At 73.3% G+C, this 8,088-nt stretch carries 6 protein-coding genes; 1 reads left to right on the forward strand and 5 read right to left on the reverse strand.

All coding sequences use genetic code 11. From position 1 onward, the window contains the following. Positions 1 to 411: 411 nt before the first annotated feature. The 4 genes from ICW40_RS17560 to ICW40_RS17575 all read right to left on the reverse strand — a co-directional run bounded on the left by ICW40_RS17560 (position 412) and on the right by ICW40_RS17575 (position 5,605). A complete protein-coding gene (locus ICW40_RS17560; protein ID WP_221655298.1) occupies positions 412 to 2,172 on the reverse strand; it encodes a glycoside hydrolase family 35 protein in 1,761 nt (586 codons plus the stop codon). Positions 2,173 to 2,281: 109 nt separating this feature from the next. Continuing rightward, on the reverse strand, positions 2,282 to 3,619 hold the full coding sequence (locus tag ICW40_RS17565; RefSeq protein ID WP_221655299.1) for an ABC transporter substrate-binding protein: 1,338 nt from the start codon (positions 3,617 to 3,619) through the stop codon (positions 2,282 to 2,284). Positions 3,620 to 3,729: 110 nt separating this feature from the next. Next, on the reverse strand, positions 3,730 to 4,686 hold the full coding sequence (locus ICW40_RS17570) for a carbohydrate ABC transporter permease (protein WP_221655300.1): 957 nt from the start codon (positions 4,684 to 4,686) through the stop codon (positions 3,730 to 3,732). 1 nt (position 4,687) lies between these two features. Then, complete coding sequence (locus ICW40_RS17575; protein WP_221655301.1) at positions 4,688 to 5,605, reverse strand: carbohydrate ABC transporter permease; 918 nt, start codon at positions 5,603 to 5,605, stop codon at positions 4,688 to 4,690. A gap of 150 nt (positions 5,606 to 5,755) precedes the next feature. Between ICW40_RS17575 and ICW40_RS17580 the strand changes: the two genes are divergently transcribed. After that, complete coding sequence (locus tag ICW40_RS17580; RefSeq protein ID WP_221655302.1) at positions 5,756 to 6,835, forward strand: LacI family DNA-binding transcriptional regulator; 1,080 nt, start codon at positions 5,756 to 5,758, stop codon at positions 6,833 to 6,835. On the opposite strand, the gene ICW40_RS17585 is transcribed toward ICW40_RS17580, so the two are convergent. Continuing rightward, positions 6,832 to 8,088 (reverse strand): FAD-dependent oxidoreductase (locus tag ICW40_RS17585; RefSeq protein WP_221655303.1); only part of this gene is annotated, 1,257 nt, incomplete at its 5' end. The two genes, ICW40_RS17580 and ICW40_RS17585, sit on opposite strands and share 4 nt — an antisense overlap.

Consider the following 8,088-nt stretch of genomic DNA (forward strand, 5'->3'; position numbering starts at 1 on the left):
CTCGGCCGCGAGGGCCGGGGCGGCGGCCGCCGCGGAGGCCGTGGACCCCGCGACGGCGAGCGCGACGAGGCCCGCCGCCCAGCGGCCCGGTGACCGGCCCTTCGTCCGCACCCCGCTCGATGACAGCTCTGGCATCGCATCTCTCCCGCCGTTGGGTCCCCCGCGCGACACGGCCGGACCCGGCAGCGTCGCGATGTTTGCGTCACCATCCTGCCCAGCCGCGAATGTTTACGTCAACATCCGTCTCGCGGCGACATCGCACGCCAGCACCTCGAACACCCGTACAGGTGGACGAGTACGGAACAGGGCCACCTGCACCCCCGCTCGCATTCGAACATCCGTCCGCCGGAAGCGGCGCCGACCGGCGCGGGCGGCAGCCGAGGCCGGCTCCGGGCGAGGGTGGGGGGCGGGTCAGACCTCCGTGAGGCCCAGGTCGGGCTCCGCGACGAAGGAGACGCGTGCGGCCGACGCGGCGTGGAGCTCGAGCACGACGACGTCGTTCTCGCCGTCCCGCAGCACGGGCCCCGGGACGTAGAGGGTGCGCGTGGGACCCGCGGCGGCGTAGCGGCCGAGCAGGAACCCGTTCACCCAGGCCAGGCCCTTGGTCCAGCCGTCCAGCCGCAGGAAGTGGTCGACACCGGCCTCGGCCGCGAAGCGTCCGCCGGCCAGCACGGGTCCTGCGAGCGGCGCCCCGGCCGGCACGGCCGCCGCCGGCGCGTCCCCGGCGAGCGCCGCCGCGAGGCGGCCGGCGTCGAGTTCGACCGGCGTCGCCGACCACGACGTCACCTCGCGGGTCGCCGTCCGCACAGGCCCGAGGAGGCCCTTGGCCTCACCGAGCCGCGAACCGTAGTTGACGCGACCCTCGTCCTCGACCAGCAGCGTGAGCTCCCCGTCGCGCGCCGGCAGCGCGACCGAGCACACCCCGTCGCGCCGGCTGAGCACGCCCACCGGCTCGCCGTCGAGCAGCACGAGCGCACGGTCACGCACCTCCCCCACGCTCAGGACGGCGTCGTCGGCGTGCACGCGGGTGCGGTAGAGCGTGAAGCCGGACCACTGGCCCAGCTCGTCGGCCGTCGGGAGACCCGCCACGGGCACCGGCTCGGGCAGCACGGCGATGAGCGGCACGCGCCGGTCCAGGGGGACGTCGAGCGGGGGCGCCGGCGGCGCGTCGGCAGGCAGCTCGTCCGGCACGGGCGCGTGGCGCGCGATCACGTCGCGCATCGCGCGGTACTTCGACGTCACGGCACCGTGCTCGGCGAGCGGTGCGTCGTAGTCGTACGACGTCGTGATGGGCAGGTACCAGCCCTTGTCGTTCGCGCCGTTGGTCAGCCCGAAGTTCGTGCCGCCGTGGAACATGTAGAGGTTGACCGAGCCGCCCGCGCCCAGCAGGTCGTCGAGGTCCGCGGCGTTCGCCTCGGGCGCGGCGACGTGGTGCGGCAGGCCCCAGGAGTCGAACCAGCCGTTCCAGAACTCCATGCACATGAGCGGGCCGGTCGGCTGGTGGCGCCGGAGCACCTCGAGCCGCTCGAGGCTCCGGGAGCCGAAGGTTGCGGTCTTGTGCAGCTCGGGCAGGCCCCCGCGGGCGAGCATCGTGTCGTCGGCCTGGTCGCACGTGATGAGCGGGACGTCGACGCCGTGGCCCCGGGTGAGGTCGACCAGCGCACGGAGGTAGTCCTCGTCGTCGCCGTAGGCGCCGTACTCGTTCTCCACCTGGACGAGCACGACCGGACCGCCCCGTGTCACCTGACGCGGGGCCACCACGGGCATCAGCGCCGCGTAGTACTCCGCGACCGCGGCCATGTAGGTGGGCTCGTTGCGCCGGATCCCGACGCCGGGCTGCGCGAACAGCCACGCGGGCAGCCCGCCGTTGTCCCACTCGGCGCAGATGTAGGGCCCCGGGCGCACGATCGCGTGCATCCCCTCGGCCGCGACGAGGTCCAGGAAGCGACCGAGGTCGCGCCCGCCGCTCGTGTCGAACACGCCGCGCTCGGGCGAGTGGGCGTTCCACGCGACGTAGGTCTCGATCGTGTTGAGCCCCATGAGCCGCGCCTTGCGGATCCGGTCCGCCCACAGGTCCGGGTGCACGCGGAAGTAGTGCAGCGCGCCGCTGATCACCTGGTGCGGCTCCCCGTCGAGGAGGAAGTCCTGCTCGCCGATCTCGAACATGGCCATCGGCCCTGCACTCACCTTCGTCGTGGGACGCCCCGCCGGAGGGTCCGGGGCCGGACGCACGCGTGGGCGGGTGGCGGACCACCCGCCCACGCGTGCGGGGCACCGCGGCTCAGTCGGAGACCGTGAAGCCCTGCTCGTTGCCGTACGCCACCGAGGCCTCCTGCCAGTCGGCCAGGCCCTCGGCGAGCGTGATGTCGGAGACGTACGCCTGGCCCACGGTGTCGTTGAAGATGCTGTTCGCGTAGACCTGGAACGGCAGGTACTGCCAGCCCTCGACGACGCCCTGCGCGGACTGGGCGAGCACCTCGTTGACCTTCTGGCCGCCGAAGTACGGGAACTCCTTGCCGAGGAACTCCTCGGACTCGAGCTCGGCCACGGTCGCGGGGAACGCGCCGCCGTCGATCCGGGTCTGCACGCCGTCACCGGCGTTGGCGTACTCGATGAACGCGTAGGCCAGCTCCTGCTGCTCGGAGGCGGCGGTCACCGACAGGGCGCTGCCGCCGTTCTCGGCGGTGTCCGAGCCGCCGGCCTCCCACTGCGGCATGGGCGCGACGCGCCACTTGCCGGCGGCCGCCTCGACGCCGGACTCCAGGTTGGCGGGCATCCAGGCGCCGATGATGAGCGAGGCGATCGTGCCGTTGCCCAGGCCCTGGTACCACTCGTCGCTCCAGCCGGCCACGGGCGAGACGAGCTCCTCGTCGACCATCTGCTGCCACATCTCGGCGAAGCGCGCCGAGCCCTCGTCCGTGAAGTCGATCGTCACGTCCGTGCCGTCGACCGTGTACGGCTTGCCGCCGGCCTGCCAGATCATGCTCGTCGTGAAGCCCGCGTCACCCGAGTCGCTCGTGATGTAGACCTCGGGGTCGGCGGCGTGCAGCGCGCGGCCCGCCTCGACGTACTCGTCCCACGTGGTGGGGACGGCGACGCCGTGCTGCGTGAAGACCTCCTCGTTGTAGAAGAGCGCCATCGGGCCGGAGTCCATCGGCAGGCCGTAGATGCCGTCGCCCTGCTGCACGGACGCCCACGGGCCGGGCGTGAAGGTGCCGTCCAGCTCGGAGGCGCCCAGCCCGCCGAGGTCGGCGAGCGACTCGGCGATCGCGAACTGCGGGAGCGCGTAGTACTCGACCTGGGCGACGTCGGGCACACCGGAGCCCGCCGCGATCGCGTTCTGCAGAGCCGTGTACGCGTCGTTGCCCGTGCCGACGTTGGCGAGCTCGACGTCGACGTTCGGGTACTCGGCCTCGAAGTCCTCGACGACCTGCTCGAGCGTGGGCTCCCACGCCCACACGAGGAGTTCGCCGCCGTCCTCGAGCACCGAACCCGTGTCGACGGGCTCGCCGGCCGTGCCGCCGTCGTCGGCCGAGCCGCCGCCGCACGCGGTGAGCGCGAGCGTCGCGGCGCCGGCGAGCGCGACGCCGCGCAGCACCGTTCGGGGGAGAGCAGTCATGGTGTGTCCTCACACTTCGTCGGGATGGACCGGGTCAGGGAGTCCGCAGCGCCCGGCTGGGCGGGTGCGGTCGTGCTGCGGTGCGGTGGTGGTCGGTGACGGCGGGCGGCCTACTCCTTGACGCTCCCGGCGGCCAGACCGGACTGCCAGTACCGCTGGAGCAGGAGGAACGCCGCGATGAGCGGCAGGATCGTGAGCAGCGCGCCCGTGATCACGAGGTTGAAGATCGCCTCGCCGCCGGCCGTGGTCGCCTGGGCGTTCCACGCGTTGAGGCCCAGCGTCAGCGGGTACCAGTCCGGGTCGCGCAGCATGATCAGCGGCAGGAAGTAGTTGTTCCAGGTCGCGACCATCGTGAAGAGCAGGACCGTGACGATGCCCGGGGCGAGCAGCGGCAGGCTGATCCGGAAGAACGTGCGCCACTCGCTCGCGCCGTCCATCCGCGCCGCCTCGAGCAGCTCGGTCGGGATCGCCTCCGCCGCGAAGGTCCACATGAGGTACAGCCCGAACGGCGAGATGAGCGACGGGATGATCACGGACCACGGCGTGTTGGTCAGGCCCATGCGGCTGAACATGAGGAACGTCGGGACGGCGAGCGCCGTGCCGGGCACCGCGACGGCGCCGATCACGACGGCGAACACGCCGCGTTTGCCGGGGAACGAGAACTTCGCCAGGCCGTAGCCGCCGATGACGGCGAGCGCGGTGGCGCCGCCCGCTCCGGCGACGACGTAGAGCAGGGTGTTGCCGAGCCAGCGGACGAAGATGCCGTCGTCGTAGGTGAGCGTCTGGGCCAGGTTCGAGAACAGGGCGAAGTCGCCGCTGAACCAGAGGCCGAAGGAGCCGAAGAGGCTGCTCTGCGTCTTGGTCGCGTTGATGAGCAGCCACGCGAGCGGGACGAGGCTGTAGACGAGCACGATGCCCGTGGTGAGCGTGAGCAGGACGCTGCGGCGGGGACGCGACGAGCCGCGCGCCGCGCGGCGCACGGGGGTGGCGCGGTGCGGCCGGCCGGGCCGGGCGGCCACGGGGGCGGCGTCGGCGGGGACGCCGGTGGGAGCGGTCGAGGCGGTCATCTCACGCCTCCTTGCGCATGCCGCGCAGCTGCACGAGGTAGGCGACGAGCATCGTGAGCAGGCCCATGATGATCGCGACCGTGGCCGAGTAGTTGTACTGCTGGCCGGAGAAGGACAGCGAGTAGGCGTAGAGGTTCGGCGTGTAGTCGGTCGAGATCGCGTTCGGCGCGAGCTGCTGGAGGATGACCGGCTCGCTGAACAGCTGGAAGCTGCCGATGATCGAGAAGATCGTGGCGATCACGAGCGCACCGCGGATGGCGGGCAGCTTGATGGCGGTGATGACGCGCCACTGGCCGGCGCCGTCGATCTCGGCCGCCTCGTACAGCGACGCGGGGATGACCCGCAGGGCCGAGTAGAAGATCAGCATGTTGTAGCCGACGAACTCCCAGGTCACGATGTTGCCGATGGATGCGAGCACGAGCTCGCTCGAGAGCGGGTCGGGCATCGCGATCCCGAAGGCGTCGTTGATGTTGCCGACGAGGCCGAAGCGCGTGCCGTACATGAACCCCCACATGAGGGTCGCGACGACGGCCGGGACCGCGTAGGGCAGGAAGATCGAGATCCGGAAGAACGCGGTCCCGTAGAGCCGCCCGCCGTCGAGCGCGAGGGCGACGAGCAGGGCGATGCCGAGCATGATCGGGACCTGCACGGCGAGGAAGAGGGCGACGCGGAAGAAGCCCTCCCAGAGGTTGGGGTCGCCGAGAGCGCGCTGGAAGTTCTCGAGCCCCACGAACGCGTTCCCGCCGACGAGCTGCTGGCGGAAGAGGCTGAGGTAGAGCGAGTACGCGATCGGCGCGAGGAACACGAGCCCGAAGACGGCCATGAAGGGCCCGACGAAGCCCCACCCCGTCCAGGACCGACGGCGCGTCCGCCCGCTGCCGCTGGTCGGCGGCACCGCCACCACCACGGCCTGAGCCATGCGGAACCCCCTTGTGTCCGGGTGCGATGTTTACGTCAACATCGGGCGGACCGGAAGCGTGACACGGGCTCGACGTCGGTGTCAAAGGTTTCGGCGGCTCGGGATGTTGACGTCACCATCGTCGCCCCGCCGGCTCGTATGATGCGCGTCATGCTCACCGAGGACGGCCCCGCGACCGCGCGCGACGGCGCGACGGCGGTCACCGCACCGCGCGGCAGGCCCGGCCCGTCGATGGCGGACGTGGCCGCGCTCGCGGGCGTCTCGTCGCAGACCGTCTCGCGGGTCTCGACCGATCCGGAGAAGGTGCGCCCCCAGACGCGCGAGCGCGTGCTCGCCGCGATGGCCCAGCTCGGCTACTCGCCCAACAACGCCGCACGGGCCCTGCGCTACGGCAGCTTCGAGACGATCGGGCTCATCGCCCACCGCCTGGCGCGCACGGGCGAGTCACGGACCGTCGAGGCCGTCGTCGAGGCGGCCCGCTCGCACGGGTACACGGTGAGCCTCGTCGACGTGCAGAGCCCGTCCTCGACCGACGTCGACGCGGCCGTCGCGCGGCTCACGCACCAGGCGATCGACGGGCTCGTCATCATCCGCGCGGAGACGGCCACGCCCGCCACGCTCGCGCTCCCGGCACGCCTGCCGGTCGTCGTCTCGGACTCGCGGTTCATCGGGCACCACCCGGCCGTCGCGACGGACCAGACGACGGGCACCCGCCAGGCGGTCGAGCACCTTCTCGCGCTCGGCCACCGGACCGTCCACCACCTCGCCGGCCCCGAGGACTCCTCCCCCGCCCAGCTCCGGGTCGAGGCGTGGCAGCGCTGCCTCGAGGACCAGGGTCGTCCGGTCCCGCCGCTCGTCCGCGGTGACTGGTCCGCGCGGTCCGGGTACGAGACGGGCCTCGCGCTCGCACGCGACCCGTCCGTCACGGCCGTGTTCTGCGCGAACGACGAGATGGCGGCCGGGCTCTACCGCGCGCTGCACGAGCAGGGTCTGCGCGTGCCCGACGACGTCTCGGTGGTCGGCTTCGACGACATCCCGCTCGCCGAGTACCTGTGGCCTCCGCTGACGACGGTCGCGCAGGACTTCCACCTCATCGGCCGCCTCCTCGTCGACCTGCTGCTCCAGCAGGTCACGGAGGCGACCGACCTCGCGGACCACCGGGCCCTCGTGCCCGTGGAGCTCGTGGTCCGGGGGAGCACCGCACCTCCGAGCGACCGCGCCGGGCGCTAACCGAGCGACCGCGCCGCCGGCCGACCGAGCAGGCGCGCCGCCGCCTCGCCGCTCCGCCACGCGCCCTCGAGGTAGGGGCCGCCCAGGTAGTCGCCGGCGAGAACCACACCGGGCAGGGCCGACGGCGCCCACGCCGGGATCGGTCGCCGGCGCAGCGAGCCCACCTCGAACCGGGGCAGGGCCTCGGTCCACCGCTGGACGGCGACGGGTCGCGCTCCCGCGAGCCTGACGCCGGCCCGGCGCACCGCGTCGAGCGCGACCCGCGCGACGGCGTCGTCGTCGTGGTCCGCGGTGGCGCGCGCGCCGCGGTCGGAGAGGAAGACCCGCACGAGGCGCGTCGGCCCGGCGCCGTCGACGACCGTCACCGCGGCCAGGTCCGGCGCCCAGCCGAGGCGGAACATCAGGGTCGACGCCGGCACGTGCTCGGCCGCGACCCGGCACACGACGACGGTCGTCCGCGAGTAGGTCACCGTGCGCAGGGCTCGCCCGACGAGGGGCGCGACGCCGAGGAGGTCGGCCGCCGCGGTCGCCGTCGTCGCGACGACGACCGCGTCCGCGACGACGTCGCCATCCCGGCCGAGCACCAGCCGCCACCGCGCGCCGTCCGGCCGGATCGTCGTCACCCCGTCACCGACGCGCACGTCGAGCGTGGCCGCGAGCGCCGTGGTCAGGCGGTCCAGCCCGCCCGCAGGGTGGTGCACCGTGCGGGCCCGCCACGCGACCCGCAGCATGACGAGCAGCATCGCCTGGGACGTCGTCGGCAGGTCCCAGTAGAGGAGCCCCTGGAGCAGCGGGCCGACGAGCGCCTCGGCGGCCCGGTCGCCCGCACGCCCGCGCACGAGCCGCTCGACCGACGCCGCGTCGAGCGGCCGCGCGCGCGAGAGGTCGTGCGGGTCGAGGAGCGCCGCGTGCCGCAGCACGGGCAGGGCCAGCCGCACGAGGCGGAGCCGGTCGGCGACCGGCAGCAGACCGGACGACAGCAGCGTCGCGAGGCTGAGCGGGTGCGACCCGCGGCCGTCCACGACCGCGCCGCGGAGCTGCGTCAGCGGCAGGTCGTCGCCGAGGCCCACTTCGCATGCGGCCGCGAGGACGCGGTCGCAGAAGGGGGCGACGAACTGCGCACCCACGTCGACCGCGGCCCCGTCGCGCCGCAGCGTGCGGATACGGCCCCCGACCGCGTCCGCGCGCTCGAGCACGACGACGTCGTCGCCCGCTGCCGCGAGCGTGCGCGCGGCCGCGAGGCCGGCCAGGCC

This window comes from Actinotalea ferrariae (assembly GCF_019733465.1).
Lineage (GTDB): Bacteria > Actinomycetota > Actinomycetes > Actinomycetales > Cellulomonadaceae > Actinotalea > Actinotalea ferrariae_A.